Annotated in this window: 14 protein-coding genes; 3 read left to right on the forward strand and 11 right to left on the reverse strand. The window is 45.8% G+C overall.

What is annotated here, in order from left to right:
• Positions 1 to 187: 187 nt before the first annotated feature.
• Positions 188 to 520: a DsrE family protein gene (locus FC82_RS12880; RefSeq protein WP_054760547.1), complete on the reverse strand. Its 333-nt coding sequence runs from the start codon at positions 518 to 520 to the stop codon at positions 188 to 190.
• Positions 521 to 939: 419 nt separating this feature from the next.
• Between FC82_RS12880 and FC82_RS12885 the strand changes: the two genes are divergently transcribed.
• Positions 940 to 2,451 (forward strand): MFS transporter, encoded by a 1,512-nt coding sequence (locus tag FC82_RS12885; protein ID WP_082620370.1) that lies wholly within the window; start codon positions 940 to 942, stop codon positions 2,449 to 2,451.
• Between the two features lie 113 nt (positions 2,452 to 2,564).
• On the opposite strand, the gene FC82_RS12890 is transcribed toward FC82_RS12885, so the two are convergent.
• Together FC82_RS12890 and FC82_RS12895 are read right to left on the reverse strand one after the other, a co-directional pair.
• The gene (locus tag FC82_RS12890; protein WP_056997217.1) at positions 2,565 to 2,951 is read right to left on the reverse strand and encodes a DUF5839 family protein; all 387 of its coding nucleotides are present in this window, start codon (positions 2,949 to 2,951) and stop codon (positions 2,565 to 2,567) included.
• A 216-nt stretch (positions 2,952 to 3,167) separates the two neighbouring features.
• Positions 3,168 to 4,319, reverse strand: a complete 1,152-nt coding sequence (locus tag FC82_RS12895) for a hypothetical protein (RefSeq protein ID WP_054760543.1) — start codon at positions 4,317 to 4,319, stop codon at positions 3,168 to 3,170.
• 322 nt (positions 4,320 to 4,641) lie between these two features.
• On the opposite strand from FC82_RS12895, the gene FC82_RS12900 reads away from it, so the two are divergent.
• Positions 4,642 to 5,184: a TetR/AcrR family transcriptional regulator gene (locus tag FC82_RS12900; protein WP_054760541.1), complete on the forward strand. Its 543-nt coding sequence runs from the start codon at positions 4,642 to 4,644 to the stop codon at positions 5,182 to 5,184.
• A 643-nt stretch (positions 5,185 to 5,827) separates the two neighbouring features.
• On the opposite strand, the gene FC82_RS12905 is transcribed toward FC82_RS12900, so the two are convergent.
• Complete coding sequence (locus tag FC82_RS12905) at positions 5,828 to 6,394, reverse strand: TetR/AcrR family transcriptional regulator (protein ID WP_054760539.1); 567 nt, start codon at positions 6,392 to 6,394, stop codon at positions 5,828 to 5,830.
• 257 nt (positions 6,395 to 6,651) lie between these two features.
• Between FC82_RS12905 and FC82_RS12910 the strand changes: the two genes are divergently transcribed.
• Complete coding sequence (locus FC82_RS12910) at positions 6,652 to 7,200, forward strand: TetR/AcrR family transcriptional regulator (RefSeq protein WP_056997218.1); 549 nt, start codon at positions 6,652 to 6,654, stop codon at positions 7,198 to 7,200.
• Positions 7,201 to 7,829: 629 nt separating this feature from the next.
• On the opposite strand, the gene FC82_RS17340 is transcribed toward FC82_RS12910, so the two are convergent.
• From FC82_RS17340 to FC82_RS12940, 7 genes are all read right to left on the reverse strand, one after another.
• Entirely contained in the window at positions 7,830 to 7,964 is a 135-nt protein-coding gene (locus FC82_RS17340) for a hypothetical protein (RefSeq protein ID WP_268873505.1), read from the reverse strand.
• Between the two features lie 53 nt (positions 7,965 to 8,017).
• Entirely contained in the window at positions 8,018 to 8,296 is a 279-nt protein-coding gene (locus tag FC82_RS12915) for a hypothetical protein (RefSeq protein WP_056997219.1), read from the reverse strand.
• A 98-nt stretch (positions 8,297 to 8,394) separates the two neighbouring features.
• Positions 8,395 to 9,063 (reverse strand): ABC transporter ATP-binding protein, encoded by a 669-nt coding sequence (locus tag FC82_RS12920; protein ID WP_056997220.1) that lies wholly within the window; start codon positions 9,061 to 9,063, stop codon positions 8,395 to 8,397.
• A gap of 17 nt (positions 9,064 to 9,080) precedes the next feature.
• Complete coding sequence (locus FC82_RS12925) at positions 9,081 to 10,544, reverse strand: ABC transporter permease (RefSeq protein ID WP_054760534.1); 1,464 nt, start codon at positions 10,542 to 10,544, stop codon at positions 9,081 to 9,083.
• A gap of 721 nt (positions 10,545 to 11,265) precedes the next feature.
• Positions 11,266 to 12,033: a sulfite exporter TauE/SafE family protein gene (locus FC82_RS12930; RefSeq protein WP_054760532.1), complete on the reverse strand. Its 768-nt coding sequence runs from the start codon at positions 12,031 to 12,033 to the stop codon at positions 11,266 to 11,268.
• Between the two features lie 182 nt (positions 12,034 to 12,215).
• Positions 12,216 to 12,890: a TetR/AcrR family transcriptional regulator gene (locus FC82_RS12935; protein WP_054760530.1), complete on the reverse strand. Its 675-nt coding sequence runs from the start codon at positions 12,888 to 12,890 to the stop codon at positions 12,216 to 12,218.
• A gap of 30 nt (positions 12,891 to 12,920) precedes the next feature.
• Positions 12,921 to 17,267 (reverse strand): 2-hydroxyacyl-CoA dehydratase, encoded by a 4,347-nt coding sequence (locus tag FC82_RS12940; RefSeq protein ID WP_056997221.1) that lies wholly within the window; start codon positions 17,265 to 17,267, stop codon positions 12,921 to 12,923.
• Positions 17,268 to 18,152: the final 885 nt, after the last annotated feature.

Genomic DNA, 18,152 nt, shown 5'->3' on the forward strand with positions numbered 1-18,152 from the left:
CTTACGCAGGAGCCCCTTGCCTTTCGGAGCACGTCTAGGCCCGAAAACAGGAGCACCACAATACAAATACAACTGAACAATCTATAACCCACGAAAAATCAGCTTCACGCCCCCAACACCATAGCAACCGTACCGATTAATTGCCTATATACCAAAAATACCGAAACCAAAATATGTAACCACACCACTAAGGCTTGATATACCCATATCCTTCAGATTCCCGCTTCGCTAACTCAAAAACGCCAGCTGGTACAATCGTCACCCCATCTTGCACGGTAGATGGATCAACCTGATGTGCGGCCATCGCATTGGCACACGCAGCAATCGTCACTCCAGCGTCCATCACTGGAGCCAAGTCGACACCAGAGGCCGTCTCAACACTGATGATTGCTTTTCCATTAACCAAGATCTCAACCTGACCAGTTGTTCCCTGTTTACTTGCTTCCTGCAGATAGTTTGACACGTTACTCAATACTTCTGCCCATTTTTCTGGTTCGTCAATATGAAAAATCACGTTCATGCATATCACACCTTTCGTGTTACCGCTCATGGCAGCACGCTAATTAACCCTAACCTGAAAACCAATCGTTCCTTTTAATAGTACTCGAAGTGCCCCGAGTTGTGCAATCGCTTTCTTCCATTTGAGATCTTTTATATCTAGTAAAACTAAAACGTTTGACTGATACAATTAACGCAAGTCATCTGCCAAAGAGACAAATATTTTATTTTTAAACTGCTTCCAAAGCATCTGGACCGTAATGGGTTCCACAAACAAAGAACACGTGCCGCTCTCTTTCCTACAATACCCAACAATTCATCCACTAAAACGTTTCCAATCCAAAAAGCACCAATTTTCAACTGTTGAAACGCCCGCAATAGTTGTACCATTGTAAATGGACTGTATGGAATACATATTCTAAACCGAAAGAAGCGAACCTCTTGTCTAGACGCAATATTCTCATCGTTACCTGCGCCCTCCTCCTGTCGAACGCCATGAGTGGGCTGGATAACACGATTATTAACACTGCACTGCCCGCAATTATATCTGATCTGCACGGGATCGAGCTCATGGGCTGGATCGTTGCCATTTTTCTTCTGGGAACGGCCGTCAGTACCCCACTTTGGAGCAAATTTGGCGAACACATGGGCAATAAAACAGCGTATCAGCTGGCTGCCATGTTCTTCGTTGTGGGGTCTCTGCTGGAAGGACTTGCGCCAAACATCTGGTTTCTCATTATTGCCAGAGCCATCGCCGGAATTGGAAACGGCGGGGTGGTCTCACTGCCATATATCATTTACGCGCACATGTACGAAAATCCACGCAAACGCATGCAGGTATTAGGCTTTGTCTCAGCAAGTTACAGCATCGCCACTATCGTGGGTCCGCTGGTCGGCGGTTACATTGTCGATACCTTCAGTTGGCACTGGGTCTTCTACATTAACGTCCCAATTGGGATTATCTCCGCATTGCTGGTACAACTGTATTACAAGACCAATCCCAAGTACATCCGCAAATCTGCCGTGGATTACCTCGGCGCAGTTTTGATGACTGTTGCCTTGATCAGCCTGCTCGCAGGTATCGAAATGATTGGCTCCGGCAGCGCAGTTTTGATTGCTGCCTTATTGATTTTCGCACTGATTTTATTTATTGCCCTGATGCGGGTTGAAACACACACCAGCGAACCAATTATTCCCAGCAGTCTGTTTCATAACCGACCGCTGGTTATCGACTTTATCCTTTTTGCATTGATTTGGGGTGCGTTTATCGGTTTTCTGATTTACAGCCCAATGTGGGCTCAGGGTATCCTTGGGACTTCCGCTCTGATTGGTGGTGCCACGCAGATTCCCGGTTCGCTTACTGATCTCATCGGCTCAAATTCGGTCGCGCCAATCCGGCGTCATCTCACGCCGCAACGAGTGGTTGCTCTGGGTATCGTGGCACTGACCATGACATTTGTAATGATGCTTTTATTTGGCATCAATACACCCTATTGGGTCATTTTAATTGCGGCCGCGTTTGAAGGCATGGGTAACGGTATTTGTTTCAATGAATTGCAAGTTAAGGTCCAGCAGGATGCTGACCCGAATGACGTACCGATTGCGACCTCGTTTAGTTTCCTGATTCGGATGCTGAGCCAAACACTGACCGCCGCCATCTTTGGAATCATCATGAACAATGCGCTGCGCAAGGGTGTTGCCCAAGCCGGCGGATCAATTACCATGAAAATGATGAACAAACTTTCTGATGCCACTAACATCAGCAGCCTACCAAGCAAACTACTGCCGCAAATGCGCCAGATTCTTTATAACGGGTTACACAACATTATGGTCGTGGCACTAGTATTGATGTTGCTGTCGCTGGGACTGAATCTGTGGGCACAAAAACTAGAACGCGAAAAATATGCGCGGTTGCGAAAAATCAAAGCCGGTCAGCAACAGGTACAATCTTAAATATTCACTAAAGAGACGCTGACAAGCGCCTTTTTTGATACGTAAAATGCGCCTGTTTACCAATCAAACTCGTAGTAAAAAGCCCTTCAAGCAACCGCTCAAAGGGCAACACACTATTTCAAATGATTTTTCGTCATATAAGCTTCATATTCTTTGGATACGATTTTATCCGGGCTGCCGGCGTCCGAAGTGGTAAACACCCGCCGCAAATGGCTGACCTGTGTCTGTGAAGCCTGATCGATTCCACTTTGGAACGTCTGGACGACCATCACATCCTGTCGGCCAAACTGCGTAAACACACTGGCAATTGTCCCAAGCGCGGGTAAGACCGTTGTCTTCTTACCGGATGTGGCATTTTTTGTATACATTCCCAACCGCCAGTAGAAAATTTTCTCTGTGTTGAGGTGTTGCTGCCCATTATCATCAACATTAATGTGCAACGCGCCGATAATATTAGTCGGCTTTACTTGTGTCTGTTTCGCTTGTTTCTTTTCTCTCATTTTTGCTCCATCACTTTAATCCTAACCACAACCAAGATAACCCCCGGTTAGATTGGTTGTCTCTACTAATTGCGACAAATAATTCTTAACTTGTCCTATTAATTAATAATAGTGAACAGTCAAATATTATCTTACCATGACTTTGCCAGTTTTGTTACTAAATTTGCAACTATTGACCAAATTCGTCCTTAACTGCAAATCAATTACACCTTATAGTTAAATATCATAGGGTTCATGAGCGTCGTGCAATTCTGCCATGGCAGCAATGACGGTATTTCTGAGAAGTTCATCCGTGACAAACGGCTGACGTTTCAATATCTTAAACGATTGATCGTGCACCCGGCCGAGCAGCAGTCGCATGGACCGGTGCTGCGTATGGCCGTTGTGCATAAACCGGTAATCAAACGTCAGCCAGCTTGGAAAGAAGCGGCTGTCAAACGAAGGAACCCGCGCAGAATGCATGATGTCCATGATACCAGCTTCGTTTAGCCGCAATTCAATACGGGACAGCGCAGTACCGGTCTTTTCATGCAGCAAAGCCATTTCAGCAGTATTCAAATAACCATGTCCCCACTGATCATGCATCGTTTCAACGCTTTTCATGTACAGGTAATAAGCCGCCCGAGTGCCCGCTTCCACAACGATTGCATCATGCGTGTTACGAATGGTTTCTTTATGAACATCTTCATTCTTGGTCGAAACACTGAGCTGTTCAGGGTTCGCTAAAAAGTCGTAATTAAAATCGACTCGGTGCAGGCGCACACCGGTCAGTAAGGGCAAGACCATTTCGTTAACAAACATGTAAAGCGGTTCATATTTTCGTTGGTCAATATCAGCCACAAAATGGCAGGGATTGAACGCAAGCGTGACTAGATAATGCTGGTCATCTTTAGGTCGGGCTTCAATATACAGCTCCTGAAGCATGTGAAACCACCGCGGTTTTTCAAGGCTATCCAACATGTTCGGCGATTGATAGAAGCGCGGCGCGTCATCAACATCATAGCCGGCCGACTTCATCAATCCAAAAACGTTTTGCGGTTTGAAGAGACATGACCAAACCTTACGTGCCATTTGGTCGCCTCCGGGCACCATCGATGTTTCGTAGACATCGCTGCCGAATGCTTCAATTAAGCCCACCAATTGAGGAACGTGAATCAGTTCCAAGTCCCCCTGCAGCTCAATACGATCATTAAACACTGTTGGCACAAATGTTTTACTAATACCTCGGCGATAGGTGGCTAACAATTCTTGCCAGTACACGGCAACCTGCCGCGAAATGGTCATGTCCAGTTGTGGTGCCCCGACCTGTGTCAGGCGGTTTAAATCATTTGTGACCCCGTCACGAAGATGCGCTAAACCATCATCCATCCGGTCTTCCCCCTCATGATTCGAATTAGATAGTACCTGAAGTACGTTATGTACGTAAACACTTATTTAACACCATTATACAATGTAACCGTCGCCATTATACCTTTTATGGCTCATAAAATTAAGCAATACGTGATTTTTTCACAAAATTTGTTTAAATTGCCATTAATTAATGACTTTTGCAACAAATATAGCCACTCTGTGTTCGAAATTTTAAGGAGTACCCTGCCTGACCGTTATATAATATTCATTATACATGTCGTTTTTTTACCAAGCAATTCCACTGGTTATTTAGGGGATACATTAAGGGGTCAATCTTTATATGGATATTCGAACACAAAAGACGCGGGCACTCATCGCAAATACTTTTCTGTCATTACTGAAAGAAAAGCCGATTGACCGCATCTCCGTGGCCGAGCTGACAAGCCAAGCACACATCAATCGCAGTACATTCTACCGCCACTACACCGATATCTATAATCTAAGGGACACCATCACCACAGAATTCAGCGACGAGATTGTCGCCCATTTTGAAGAACATCTGTCTGAGATGGAAAACGGTGAATATCGCGGTTGGATCACGGAGCTGCTGGACTATGTGTCCGCAAACAAAGAGGTCATTATTTTAACCAACAAAAATACGGCGGACCCAACGCTGGTCAATCAGCTGAGAGCCACCTTCATTGATAAGATCTTCCATTACCAAAATATCAAAGTAACAAGATTCTCAAGAATTATCGCTACGGACTACTGTGTCTCAGGCACACTCAGCCTCGTATATGACTGGATTACGGGCAAACTGAACGTAAGCGAAGGTCAGCTAGTTGAGGATATTGATAAATTTATTGGAGATGTGCAAAAGTAAAGCGTGTGGAAGCAGGCGCTTAAGGGGCGTTGCAACACGCTTAAACTATGTGAATTCAAGACACCAAAACAAAACGGTATCTAAAGAAATGAAAAATAACGTGCTTCGAAAAGCACTCACGAGTGTGCCGACTTTTTCGAAACACGCTTAGCCTCACCAATTTCAAGTCACCAAGGCAAAGCGAATCTTCTACCACTCAAACCAGAACAGTACCCCGTCCAGGCAACAACAAAATAATTGCTTGGCACCAGATCAAGCTGGACCGCAGCCGCGATACCTGCGTTGCTCTCCGAAACCTCGTTCCAATCAAACAAAAAAATAAACCATGCCGGGAAACAATTTCCAAGCATGGTTTATTTTTATGCTTTTCTTACATTCAATTACCCTAAAAATAAGATAACCGGCAGAGAGACCAATTTCGCCGGTTCCAGCGTCTTTCCCGCCCTTACCGGTATTATGTTTATACAGTAAATCAAATCGCTTAGCATGCCATTTTCGACCCCCTAGAGGGTTTTAAATAAACATCTGTGTAAAATATGTAGAGTGTTCATCAACCCGCGGCCTCCAAACCGACTGGATTGCTAAACACTACTCCTATGATGCTGCAATGACCGTTAACCCATTAAGATACCAATGATCTTAATTAGTTGCGTGCCAGTGCTTCAAGCTGTGCGGAAACTGTTGGGTAAGCTAATTCAGCAACTAAATCAGTTAACTCCGCTTCAGTCAGCGTAACCCGATTGAAGACCCAATCGCGCATTAGGCCAGCCACCCCATAAACAACGGCTGTTACTTGCGCTTCATTGCGGTCATCCGCTTCAATACCTGAAATGGTATCGCTTTGCATGATCCGGTCTTGAACCAAGTCGAAGAAGAACCGGTTGCCATCATCAGTTGACAACAGGTACTGTAACCGTTCGCGGTTGTCGTTCAAATAATCGATCATTTCCATGGTCGATACCTTGAAGGCACCCATCGTCAGGTTCGGACCGTCAAACGAAAGCTGCCCATCAAGGTCCCCCTTGACCTGGGTCATAATCTTACGCTTCAGGTCGTACACATCATGATAATGTGCGTAAAACGTACTCCGGTTCACCCCAGCCAAAGACGTTACTTCGCAAACGGTAATTTTGCTGATTGATTTCTCGTTCAGCAACTTCAAGAACGCGCCTTCGATAGCGGCTTGCGTTCTTTCAATACGCTTGTCCATCTTGCCACCTCCTCGTTAGTATGACAAATCTGTAACAATATCCAGCACTTACTGGACATTTGTAATCTTATATTAACAAAAAGTAAATGTCAAAAGAAAGTTACGATTGTTGCATTTTAAACACCTGTTCAATAAAAAAATTCCAAAATTATCAGCTAATTATCTTGTGATGTTATAACGAGTTTATTAGTCATCATAATGGTATAATGTGTCCAATGCCGAGGGAGCAGACCAACGGGGAATAAAGGGGTGTCGTCATGGTAATTGATCGCCGGACCATTCGCACACAAGCTGCGATCGAATCGGGCTTTATTGAGGTGCTCAGCCAAAAACCGTTGAACAAAATCACGGTTTTAGAATTAACCGAGCAAATCAATATTGGTCGGGGTACATTTTACAGTCACTACCAGGATTTATTTGACCTTTACAATAAGATTATGGGTGAAACAACACGCGCATTAAGCCGATTATTTGATGCAAATTATCCAGACAATCCAGCTGATAATTATGATTTTTTCGCCAATCAAATGATTGCTTACGTCGATGAGCATCGCAAACTCTTTGTGAGCCTAATGCACAACGATCTTGGTGGTAAATTTGCGATTCAGTTAAAGGAAATGCTGATGCGCAAAGTCGAGGAACGCCAAGATATTACGGGAACTGATACGCGCGAACACGGCCGCGTATCATTCACATGTTCAGGTGTTATCGGACTCATGATCGATTGGCTGGATGACAAGTTAGCCATTTCAGCTGATGATTTAAGTGATTTGGTGGCGGAGCTGATTGTAAACATGTATGCGTAGCGTGAAAGCGAGGCGTTTAGGGGACGAAACGTCAGCATCTTTTGACAGAAATGCGTCAAGCTTGCACTATTTGCCAAGAGTTGCTGACCTGGTGGTTTCCCCCGCCTCTGGAGCGAATTTGGACTCAAAGGTACTAAAAACGGTGCCAAAGGATCCTGTCAACGCCACAATAAAAACACAACAGTCCGTTGTGTTGCCAATAATCATTATCATACGTATTAGACGTACTTTTAATTTTCTGTTGTATAAGTAAAGACAGTTTTCCTACTCAGTTTGTACTGTGTGGAAACTGTCTTTTTTTGATTGATTTTAATTGAGCGGGTTTTAGTATCGTGGCCGAATTGGTCGTGAAGTGCTGATTCTGTACTTAGCAATAGTTTTTTTTATAAATTCCCTGCTTAATCAGCGCTTTTACTGTCCTCTAGACTAAATCGGCTACCACAGGCATGAGGATCCTGTTGCCGCACACAAAAAAAGTCCGCCAAGCGGGTAGCAACCCCGGGTGCGGACTCTCAAACGGTTGGCGGATAATCAGGCCGCCAGTATTACTTTGCACCGCTAAGCTTAGCGGTTAACCATATTATATAACGACAGGTTACTTACGCAAAGTAAACTGCTTTTCTAATTTATCACGGGAGGAAATGTGTCAAATAGCCCAACAGCATTTGTTTAATTGGCAAGTTCAAGCCGGTTAAATAAATACTGATAATGATGGCTAACAGGGCGGCCATGATGACTAAGCCCCACATGATTTTAACTAACATTTCCACCGACACCTTTCGTTATTTGCTGATTGGATCACCATGATGGAAGACGTTTATAAGGCGCTTTCTATCTGCCCTGATCCGCGATCAAGGTCCAGATACCAGCCGTTATCCAACAGCTGGTGATAGTGTCTGCCAACGGGAACCCATAATTTTGCTTTCAGAATGGACTTGCACTCGTCCCAAAACAGGGTGTCATTGCGTTCGTCCAAAGACAGGTTCAATTTGATGTACTCGCCCTCTTCAGTTTGCGCGATGATGAAGGGGTAAAAAATTTTAACGATTTGCGCTGCGATAATATTTTTAATAGTTGTTTTTTGATCGATTAACATAGAAAGTCACTCCTTTTTGAGTGTCTTAACTATACCGAATCTGATGGTCAGAAAACAGTACTAAAAAAAGAATTTAATCTGAGATTCTTTCAGATTTGCTACGCGGTCGGTTGTTCCATTGTAAATTGCTTGTGAGCAAGACGATACGAGTGGTCGCAGGCTGCCGCCACGTTGGTTTCGTGGGTGACAATGATCACACACTTGTTTTCTTCGTGGGCCAGCTGCTGAAATAGTTCAACAACTTCCTTAGTGTTGGCCTCATCCAGATTCCCAGTCGGTTCGTCAGCGACAACGAGATCCGCGTCGCATCCCATAGCCCGGGCAATGGCAACCCGTTGCTGTTGACCACCAGACAGATGGGTCACATTCTGCCCCATTTGGTCTTCGGTCAGACCAAGTTTTGCCAGTAATTGTTTGGCATATGCCTTATCACCCTGGTGCTTCGAATTCGTGATGGCCATTGCGGTCAGAACGTTGTTCACGGGTGACATGTAGTTAAACAGATTATATGCCTGGAAAACGATGGAGACGCTGTGTTTTCTATAATTGGTCAAGCCCATCTTGCGGATGTCTTTGCCATTGAGTTCGATGCGCCCCGCTTTCGGGGTATCCAAGCCGGCGACTAACGAGAGGAATGTCGTTTTCCCTGAACCGGACTCACCAACGACTGCGTATGATTGACCCGCTTCAAAACTCAGGTTCACGTTGGTAAACAGCGCGTCATCCGGATGGCTATACCAGTAGCCTAAATCTTTAATTGTTAACATTCAAAACGCTCCTTTCATTAGTCCAACAGAATTTTCTTCGGCTGCAGCCGCAAAATATTTCCAGCTGCTAACATCACCGACAACAGCGTGATAACTAAGCCCATGGCGCCTAACTTAACCAACTGAACGGCAGAGAGTTTAACGTCCAGATTGGTCTGCTTAACGGAGGCCGTCCGAGAACTTGTTGCTTGGTTCCCCATTTGACCGCCGCCCATCTTGCCGCTTGGCGCTTGACCGTTACCCTTCATTCCGCCGCCGGGTGCCTGTGTCGTGCTGGTGCTTGAGCTGGTCGAGAGACTGGACGTTTGCTGACTGACAAGCTGATTACCCAGCTTGTTGCCGATAAATTGGCCGCCAATGCCAGCAATGACCAGGCTGACAACCATCACAATACCCATTTCAACAAAGAACTGGCCGATGACCTTCCCGCGACTCTCACCAAGGGCGAGAAGCACACCGATTTCATGTCGGCGTTCGCGAATCTGAAGCATGATGATCAACGCTAGAATGATCGTCCCAGCAATTGCAACGAGCCACACGATCTTATTGGCAAAGGATTCAACGCTCTTCATCGAAGCCTTCACCGTCTGGTAACTAGCATCATCTGTGCTGAGGCTGTACTTGCTGGTATTAATGAGTTTCTTCCCAGCAGCCTTCACTGAACTGACCTTGCTTGGATTCGATACGTTAAAGGTAACAGAATCAGCAGTGTTCTTGTACTTCGACCCCTTTACCGTGTTCGCAAAGGTGTATGACGTGTAAATGGTGTTCGATGGATCACTGACACCAGGCATTGAACTAGAAGCACTTGATTTGGCCTTGTAAATACCGACGATCTTCAAGGTGTAGGTCTTTTTGCTGCTGGTGGTCTTCACCTTAATGGTGTCGCCAACCTTCAGACTGTCCGCTTTGGCCAGTTCCGATTCAATAACGGTGTTGTTTGTATTCTTATCTGAAGTGGTCAAATTTCGGCCGGAAGTAATTTTATCTGTTTTGTCTGTAAAACTGCTTGACGAGGCGGTACTGGTCACCCCATCGACTGTGATATCACCGGTACTTGACGATGATGAGCCGCCCATTCGACCACCCATCTGTGAAGATGCCGTACTGGTGCTGACAGTATCGAAGCCGTCAGCATTCACTGATGTTGATGACGTTGCGTTATAACTCGAAATGTTGCTGAGTTTGGCAATTTTCTTTGCGTCACTTAGTTTTACTGGTGACGTTGTAATGGTTGGTTTGCTGGAGGAACCGCTGGATTGACTCTTTTGCATCTTTTTGAAAGCCGCTGCCCGGTTAGCTGACAAGGTTATCGTCACCCCAACATTTTCCTTTGCTTGTTGGGTTGCCTTATCCGCAGCGCTGTGAATCAGTAGCCCGGCAAACACGAATAACATAATGGCTGACATAACGATCAGCATTAATAGGGAGCGCCCTTTCTTGGCCAGTAAACTCAGCCAGGCGCGTTTGAAAAAGTTCATTCTATAAACTCCTTTAACATGATTTTTGTCGAATACATAATAGCTGGTCGTGTGAGTCACCGGATCCGTTCGTGACTCAACTGAACATGGTATTTTTATACGCTGGCTGACTTAAAGATAACTTAAAGCCGCGGTTAGAATTCACTGATACTTCGGTTGTGTGACCGATTCTTAAGATGGGCATTTTTATAAACCTGCTGTTCTTATGACATTTTTGTCAGTTCTCTGTGACCTGCTTAATTTTGGTTAAGCTCGGTGAAATTTAGTTAAGAATGGTATAAGTGGGGACTTACGGTATCTGGCATGCTGCAGTTAGTGTATTGCTGGACTGTCAGGCGGGACGTTCTTTTTATGCGTGCGACCTTCCTGAAGAAACACGTTGCATTCTGCAATTCGACACGCACTTCCGCTTACTGTGAGCAGAGTTCCTGCAGGAGGCTTTGTCACACAATCAAATCACCCCAGTTTACAGGCTATCCGTTCTCGATTGCGTCATGCTTTCTTGCGACAACCTACGCCTGCTAATCGCTAGTCAAACTGATTGATAGTTGTATTCAACAACTACGCGTGATAGCCATGATTGTGTGCTACAATCACTTATTTAATCTCTTTACGACTTCACTGATTTGACTGGTGCCGTTTTAGTGTACACAAAAAGGTTGCCCTGATTGTCTCAGTCCAACCTTCTTAACTACGTGATACTATTTTTGAATCACCCATTTTACTTAAAATAAGCCGAATAAAACAAATACAGGCCTAATAACATGGCCGCAATTGAAATCACCGTTCTCGTCAATTTCACTGGTACGTGGCGCACCGCAATCGGCCCCATGTAGCCGCCAATGAACATGCCAATTGCTAACGGGATGGCCAGCAGCCAATACACCTTCGTTGTAAAAGCGTAGATAATTAACGACAAAATGTTGGTCGTAAACGACGTGAAATTTTTAATCGCATTGCTGACCACAAATGGTGTGGTCAGTGTCACTGTCAAAATTGACAGCAGGAAAATTCCCGCTGCTGCGCCGAAATAACCTATGTAGATACCGACTAGAAAAATCGCGCCGTTTTTCAATCCTTGCTTGATAAGACCATCGGATTGGGCGGTTTGTTTCTTTACCGCGTGCCTGCCCGATACGAGCATGGCCACGCCCGCGCCAAAAATCAGAAACGGCACGATTTTTTCAAAACTGGCCGACGGTGCGTAGGCCAATATCAGGCAGCCAATCACCCCGCCAGCCATGGCCACGATCGACACGTGCCACATGATGCGGCGATGCCCGTGTAGTTCCTTGCCGGAAGCCATAGTTGATCCGAGTCCGGTAAAGATCAGCGCCGCAGTATTGGTGACGTTAGCACTGACCGGCGGCACACCGATACTGAGCAGCACTGGGTACGAAATCAATGACGCCAAGCCGGCAATCGCACTGATAAAGCCGGCGACGGTGCCAGCAACTAATAGATAAACTGCGATTAACCCTGCATGCACAGCAATTCCCTCTCTTCTCCATATCTTTCTCTTCTTTAAGATTATACAACAACGCGCTGGTGAACTCGTGGGATCGCCATAAAACAACGGGGCAGATTGAACAATAATCCCTGTTAACCGGAAGTCCAGAGCTCAAAAAAGGCACCGCGCGATTTGCGCGATGCCTTTTTATAACGCAATGTTTAGCGTGTTTCCGCCTCATCTCGTGCTTCCGCTGGCACTAAACCCTGAAGTAAGAACTCCACGATTTCATTGGTGGTTTCGTCAACGTCTAACGGTTTACTGCTCATGACGATGTTCGGTATCAAATACCCCAGCAAAACGCCAGAAATCGTCCGAATAATTCGCATGGCATCCCAATCCACCAGTTCACCACGTGCTTGGTAGCAGGAGAAGACCTGGTTGACCGACGTTTCAATCACGAGAACCAGTCGCGATGTCAGCCCCTCAAGCATGCTGGGATTCTTCACGATTTCTTGGATGAAGATTCGCATCTCTTGCCGATTTTCCATGATGTACTTGATACGGTCACGGACGGCATATCGCAGTAGGACTGCAAAATGTTCTTCCGGCTGGCCACTAAGATCCTTTAAGAAGTCAACAATGACCTGTGGCAGAATATCGTTCACGAAGGGGTCCAACACAGCCTTCAACAGCGCATCCTTGGTTTTAAAGTGCTTAAAAACAGTGCCTTCAGCACAACCGGCGAGTTTGGCGATGTCTTGGGTACTCGTGTTCTCGTACCCCTTCTCGGCAAATAATATTAAACTGGCTTTTAAAACACTCTGTTGCTTGATGGACAGTGATGAGTTGTCAATGTTCGCATCAAATAAGGTTTTCACATCTGTGTGGTCCATGGTACGCACCCCGATTTTAGTATTGTTCGTTTAGGATTGGGCAAACGCTGCGGCCTGTGCTTTTGCAGTTGGTGTTGCGTGCGTTTGTGAGTCTTGTTCATCAGCTTGTTTTTTGGCTTGTGCTTCCGCCAGGTTCTTGTTAGCAGTGGCCATCATCAACCGGATCCGGTTCAATTGGTTAACAACTGAGGTGCCGGGATCGTAGTCAATCGCGGTGATGTTTGATCCTGGGAACTGACGACGCAACTCTTTAAGCATTCCCTTACCAACAATGTGGTTTGGCAGGCAGCCGAATGGTTGCATACAAATGATGTTTGGCACACCACTCTTCAACAGTTCAATCATTTCACCGGTCAGGAACCAGCCTTCACCCGTTTGATTCCCGAGTGACAGAATCTTGCTGGCATCGTCGGCCACTTTTTCGATAGCTTCGATACCGTGGAAGCGTTTGGAAGCCTTCAAAGCCTTTTGCATTGGTTGTTCAGCCCACTTGATAAGGTCCAAAGCAAACTTAGCAAACCACTTGGCTTTGATTGACGAGCCTAAATGCTGATACTTGTAAATTTGGTTGTACAACGAGTAGTTCATAAAGCCGACGATATCTGGGACAACGGCTTCAGCACCCTCTTTTTCCAACAAGTGTACCACGTCATTGTTGGCGATAGGTGAATATTTTACAAGAATTTCACCAACCAGCCCGACTTTCGGCTTGACAGCATCACTTTGCGGCACGGTATCAAAGTCTTTGACGATTTGGTTAACGTTTTTCTTAAATTCTTTGAAACTACCCTTTTCGATGGATGGCTGTACCAGCTTAAGCCAGTTTTCATGCATCTTATCGATGATGCCCGGCTCAGTTTCGTAAGGCCGAGTATGGTAGGTCACTTGTTCAAACAAGTCGCCATACAGGAACGCGATGGCAACCCGCCGCAGCAACGGCAAGGTCATCTTGAAGCCGGAGGTGGATTCAACACCCTGATTGCCAAGTGACATTGAAACAACTGGCACTTGTTGGAACCCGGCGTCCTTCAACGCTTTTCTGATCAGCGGAATGTAGTTAGTGGCCCGGCAGCCGCCACCAGTTTGGGTCATCATGACAGCCGTCTTGTTCAGATCGTACTTCCCGGATTGCAGGGCTTCAATCATTTGACCGATCGAAATGATAGCTGGGTAGCAGGCGTCATTGTTAACGAACTTTTGCCCGACATCGACTGATTTGTGGTCGTTCATCGGCAGGTTCACCACGTTGTAGCCAGAGGCTTTAAGCGCAACGTCAACGAGTCCATGTTGATGAACAGGTGACATCATTGGCATCAATAGGGTGTACCCTTCCTTTTGCATTTCTGGTGTAAACTCAACCGGCTTGTCGTTTTCATGGAGCTTCATTGGCAGAATCTTTCTGGTCTGACGTTCCTTAACGGCGGCCTTTAATGACCGGAGACGAATCCGAACGGCACCCATGTTGGTCCCTTCATCGATCTTCAATGAAGTGTACAAACGGTTGTGCTGACTCAAAATCTCTTCGACTTGATCGGAATCAATGGTGTCGATCCCACAACCAAAGGAGTTCAATTGCACGAATTCCAGTTGCGGCATCTTAGCAACCACCCGAGCGGCAGCAAACAGCCGTGAGTGATACATCCACTGGTTAACGACCCGCAGACCCTTAACGTCACCTAAGTGGGCAACAGAGTCTTCAGTGAGTACGTGGAAACCTTCAGCAGTCATCAATTGAGAAATCCCGTGGTTGACTTGGGGATCCAAATGATATGGCCGACCGGCAAGCACAATGCCGTGTTCACCAGTATCGCGCAACATAGCCAGTGTATCCTCGCCACGGTCACGAATCTGTTGCTTGAAGTGTTCCAGTTCAGCGTAACCGGCGTCCAAGGCGTCAGCAATTTCTGCCTTGCTGATACCCCAGTCCTTGAAGGATTCATAAAGGTTTTCAGTCGTTGATTTCTTATCTGCTAGGTTCAAGTATGGTGAAATCAAGTTAACTTTACCACTAGTGATTTCATCCACATTGTTACGAATCACATTTGGATAAGACTGCACAATTGGGCAGTTAAAGTGGTTAGCAGAATCTTTGTTTTCTTCAACCTCGTAAACAACGGCTGGGTAGAAAATCTGCTTATAGCCGCGGTCGATCAACGCTTGGATGTGACCGTGGACTTGTTTTGCCGGGTAGCAGACCGTATCGCTAGGAATGGTCTCCATGCCCTTTTCGTATTGTTCCTGCGTCCCCTTATGTGAGAGTTCGGCCCGGATCTTCAACTTCCGGAAGAACGTCTGCCATAGTGGGTAGTTTTCGTACATATTTAGAACCCGAGGAATCCCGAGTTTGCCGCGAGTTGCGAGCTTGGTCCGAAGTGGTCGGTAGCTGAATAACAGCTTGTACTTTTCAGCGACCAGGTTGACCTTGCCGTTATCCTTAGGCATCCGGTAACCGAGGCCACGTGCTTCACCACGTTCACACCGGTTCCCAGTAACGAATTTCCGGCCATCGTTAAACACAGTGATGGTCAGTGGGCAATTGTTTTCGCAACCACCACAGTGCATGTATTCCTTCTTAAATGACAATTTGTCCATTTGTTCGGGCTTCAACAAGGTGGTAACATCGCCGTCTTTGTAGTTTTCTTCAGCAATCAAAGCGGCACCGTAAGCACCCATCAGACCAGCAATGTTAGGCCGAACGACCTCGGTGCCAGCAATCTTTTCAAAAGCCCGCAAAACGGCTTCGTTGTAGAATGTCCCACCCTGACAAACGATATGGTGGCCCATGTCTTCAACACGGCGCATTTTAATAACCTTAAACAGGGCGTTTTTAATAATGGAAACTGACAGACCAGCGGCAATGTCGCCAATCGTGGCGCCTTCCTTTTGAACCTGCTTGACCTTAGAGTTCATGAAGACCGTGCAACGTGAACCCAAGTCAGACGGGTTCTTTGCCAACAAGGCAGCCTGGGCAAAATCACGAATATCATACTTCAGTGATGTTGCGAAGGTTTCGAGGAAGGACCCGCAACCTGATGAACAAGCCTCGTTCAGTTTAATGGTTGAAAGCGCATCGTTTTTAATGGTCATGGCTTTCATATCCTGACCACCGATATCTAAAATAAAGTCCACTTTTGGATCAAAGTAGTGCGCGGCCCGATAATGTGCGACGGTTTCCACTTCACCAACGTCAACTTCAAGGGCGTTTTTGATCAAATGTTCGCCATAGCCGGTAACCGCGGTCTTGCCGATAGTGATTCCTTCGGGCATCTTTGAATCCATGTCTCTCAGAATCTGCTTCGTCTTTTCCAGCGGATCACCATCGTTACTATCATAGTATGTGTACAGCAACTTATTGTCATCGGAAATCAGTGCCACCTTGGTGGTCGTTGACCCGGCATCGATGCCAAGAAAAGCCGTTCCACGATAGGAATCAAGGTCGCGGGTCTCGACTTGAGCTTGGGCATGCCGTTTCCGGAATTCTTGCAGTTCGTTATCGTCCTTGAACAAGGGCTCCAATGAGGAGCTTGGGTGCATACCGGAATCGTCACCGTTTTCCAACTTATCGATCAAATTATCCAAGTTGGTCTGCGGCTGATCGACAGCGTACAAGCAGGCACCCTTAGCCACAAACAGTTGTGGATCTTCGGGAAAAATAACCTCTTCCGGTGTCAGCTTCAGGGTGTCGATAAAACGCACCCGCAGTTGGTCCATAAAGTACAGTGGACCGCCTAAGAAGGCCACGTTACCCTTGATTTTGTGACCAGCAGCCAGGCCAGAAATGGTTTGGTTGACAACGGCTTGGAAAATGCTGGCTGCGATGTCTTCCTTGCGAGCACCATCATTGATCAGCGGTTGAACGTCAGTCTTAGCGAAAACACCACACCGACTCGCAATTGGATAAATTGTCTTGGCGTCTTTTGCGAGTGTGTTCAAACCGCTCGCATCCGTTTTTAGCAGTGTGGCCATTTGGTCGATAAAGGCCCCGGTCCCACCGGCACAGCTCCCGTTCATCCGTTGCTCCAAAGAAGCGCCGAAGAACGTGATCTTGGCATCTTCACCACCAAGTTCAATCGAGACATCGGTTTCTGGAATCAGTGTCTCAACGGTCTTTGTGCAGGCAATCACTTCTTGTACGAATTTCAGTTCAAGTAAATTTGCTAAACCAATTCCACCAGACCCGGTAATCGTAAACGAAATCGGTGTCTGAGAATCTATTTCAGCAATGGCTTCCTTCATAATTTTTTCAGTTGCGGCTTTAACGTCAGAATAGTGACGCTCGTACCGAGAAAAATGGGTTTTGTGCTGGTCATCCATGATAACCAGCTTGACAGTGGTCGACCCCACATCGATCCCACCATAGTAATGTTGTGCTGACATTCGATTCACCTCTTAAGTAAAAGTCTCATTTGGTTACATCTCAAGCTGCGCTCTGCAATGCTGCGATTCATTTCAAATCAGGTACAACGCGAATTCTCCCCCGCGCAGCAGCATTGCAACCAGCCATTACGTTGTGTCTTTTTGACTAGTGTAGTGAGCACTCACTTTGTAGTTTAACAGGGTTATTTCCGCTTTTAAATAGTATGTGAAAAGATTCCTTTTATATCATAATGGTATTCGTGTGATATAAAACTGTTGGTTATATTCCATAACTTAAATTGCTTGAAAATATCGTTGTGGTGAATATTTTTAAAGAAATACCGCATATTTTACGATAAATCCGATTATTATTGGGTTATTTCTGAGAATAGTCGACAAAAAACAAAAAAAACCGCTGATAAAATTAATTTACCAACGGTTGTTCATTTTTTGTGGTTTATACAAAAATTATAGTGTGGTGCGCTGTCACTTTATCAATTGAAAGCCAAAAAACATACCTGACATCCCTGTGAAAATAAACTCTTAGCTGGCGACGATGACTGGATTGGCCTTGCGTTTTTTTAATTGTGCGCTTCAAAATAAAACTTTTTCACAGTTTTGACGAAACCACTTGTTGATATATAAGTCGCCCTCGCGACTCTTTTTACTAGATGACCTTCCAGATTCAGTGCAGGCGGCGTTATTTACATAGTGACGCTAAGCTGCATTCTCGATTCTTTCAAACGCTACTTTCGATATGTGACAGACGTGGAGAAGGCATTTAGGAGAATATCAAGAATCATCCCCCCAACAAAATATAAACGACCCTCTTTAAATCTCCACAATTAAGATTTTCGGAAGATCCGCTTATATTTTGGGAACAAAACTGTATTTGATTCCTCGCAC

Source organism: Secundilactobacillus collinoides DSM 20515 = JCM 1123 (genome assembly GCF_001435975.1).
Lineage (GTDB): Bacteria > Bacillota > Bacilli > Lactobacillales > Lactobacillaceae > Secundilactobacillus > Secundilactobacillus collinoides.